Source organism: Deltaproteobacteria bacterium, from assembly GCA_016177765.1.
Taxonomy (GTDB): domain Bacteria; phylum UBA10199; class UBA10199; order JACPAL01; family JACOUP01; genus JACOUP01.
On the sequence record JACOUP010000017.1, the window covers coordinates 1 to 2,183 of the forward strand.

The 2,183-nt window shown below is 53.4% G+C and carries 1 protein-coding gene and 2 pseudogenes; 2 read left to right on the forward strand and 1 reads right to left on the reverse strand.

From position 1 onward, the window contains the following. A pseudogene (locus tag HYS22_09380) lies at positions 1-103 on the reverse strand (IS1 family transposase). Between the two features lie 142 nt (positions 104-245). Between HYS22_09380 and HYS22_09385 the strand changes: the two are divergent. Both HYS22_09385 and HYS22_09390 read left to right on the forward strand, forming a co-directional pair. Further along, positions 246-1,820: pseudogene (locus HYS22_09385) on the forward strand (IS21 family transposase). 88 nt (positions 1,821-1,908) lie between these two features. Next, positions 1,909-2,183: transposase (locus HYS22_09390; GenBank protein ID MBI1910363.1), on the forward strand; the 275-nt coding region annotated here is incomplete at its 3' end.

The following is a 2,183-nucleotide window of genomic DNA, read 5'->3' on the forward strand; positions in this document are numbered from 1 at the left end:
CGTGCTGATGGTTCTGGATTTTCTTGGAGTGCGCATTTGTTAACCTTGTGAAGTGCCGCATCCCCATCCGAATCTGCAAATTCATCCTCTCTGCATAGCTCGTTCCCCGGTGGCCACTCAAAACCGGCCAGTCATGGCCACCTGAAAACCGGCCACCTTGACAGCTCCCTTGTGGGCTGAGTCGAAAGGTATTCTTAAGCGCGGCAGGACGTTACCCTCCCTTCTTTATTAACAAGGAGGGAGAGATGGGAAACGTCTTGAAACCACACAGACAAGCGGATGTTCTGGCGCTCGTCCGAGCGAAGTATTCATTCCGAGAGATCCAGGAACGACTGGGGATTCGTCGGGAGACGATTTCGAAGTATGCGTCCTTGGCGGGGCTTTGGCCGCCGGATTCAAAACCGGCCACTCCAGAAGGGGTGGCCACCGGCTTTTTGACCCCGCTTCCGGCACAACCCGCCGTTGTTGTCAAAGAAGTCTCCATTCCCAAAAAAGCCCGTTCTCACTGTGAACCCCATCACGACTGGATTGTGGGGGAGGTGAAAAAGGGCCGGAACGCGATGGCGATCTACCAGGACCTGGTAGACCGGTTTGGTTTTACACACCGCTACAACTCCGTGAAGCGTTATGTGAGGGGGCTGAAGAAAACCGAGCCCGAACAGTACGACCGACTGGAGTTTCTGCCGGGAGAAGAATCCCAGGTGGATTACGGCCAAGGGGCCCTCACCCGTCATCCCAAAACGGGAAAGAGGAAAAAGCCGCGTCTCTTTGTCATGACTCTCAAATACTCCCGTCGCTCCTTCCGAAAAACGGTCTGGACCTCCAGTAAGGAGATCTGGGCCAAACTCCATGAAGAAGCCTTCCGCTATTTTGGCGGCTGTCCCCAATACGTTGTCCTGGACAATCTGAAAGAAGGAGTCCTGAAGTCCGACATTTACGAGCCGCAGTTGAATCCGGTCTTTGCCGCGATGCTCACTCATTACGGTGTCGTCGCTGATCCCGCCCGTGTGGGAGATCCTGACCGGAAAGGAACGGTTGAGAACGCCATCCAACATACCCAGAACACAGCACTCAAAGGCCGCGAGTTCGAATCGATCGAGGAACAAAATCAATGGCTCATGCACTGGGAAGAGAAGTGGGCCTCCCTGCGCGTGCACGGGAGGATGAAGCGGCAGGTGCAAGAGATGTTTGTCGAGGAGAAGCCTTTTCTCAAACCGTTGCCTCTTCAGTCGTTCCGATACTTCTCACAACAAACCCGAATGGTCTGGGACGATGGGTGTATCGAAGTGAAAGGCTCTTACTACTCGGCCCTGCCGGCCCCTCTCTACAGTGAGGTCATGGTGCGGATCTACGATCTTGAGATCGAAATCTTCGACAAAAAAACTCTTACGCTCTTGAGGAGACATATCAGAAGTTCAAGACCCGGAAGTGTGAAGATGGAGGAGCAAGACCGGATCTTCAATCCCTCCCGGATGACCCAGTCCTTTGTGGATCAGGCAGAGAAAATCGGTCCAAAGACAAAAGAGCTCTGCCTTGTTCTCTTCGAAGAACAAGGCCGTTTAGGACAAAGGCGGATGCGCGGCATCGTGTCCTTGGCCCGCCGCCATGCCGCTTCTTTGATTGAGAAGGCATCCGCAATGGCTCTCGAGCGTCATGTCCGATCGAGCAGGACCGTACGGGAGCTCGTCGAACGACTGGAAGAAAAAGAAAAGAAAGAAAACCCCGTCCCTCTTCCCGTCCTGACTCAATCGCATGAGCTGATCCGCTCTCCCGAGGATTACGCCCTTTTCTGGGAAAGGCATGCCCTTTCAGGAAAAACGACTTCTTTAAATCCACCAGGAGAAGAGATCTCCCCTGTGTCCAGGGGAGAGCCTCTCCTCAAAAACACAAAGGAGGAACACCATGCCGATGTCGATGACTGAGATCGAAAGATCGCTCAAAATACTGCGTCTGCCGGGAATCCGGGGGACCCTCGAGACACGAGCTCTGCAGGCCACCCAGGGAGATCTCTCCTTCCTGGACGCCTTCTCAATGCTTTTGCAAGATGAGCTCGATCGCAGGAAATCAAAACTGATCGAGAGACGTTTTCAACAATCAGGATTAAAAGAGAGGAAAACACTCACGGAATTTGATTGGGGTTTTAATCCCAAGATCTCCAAGAGGACCTGCTTCGAACTCGTCAC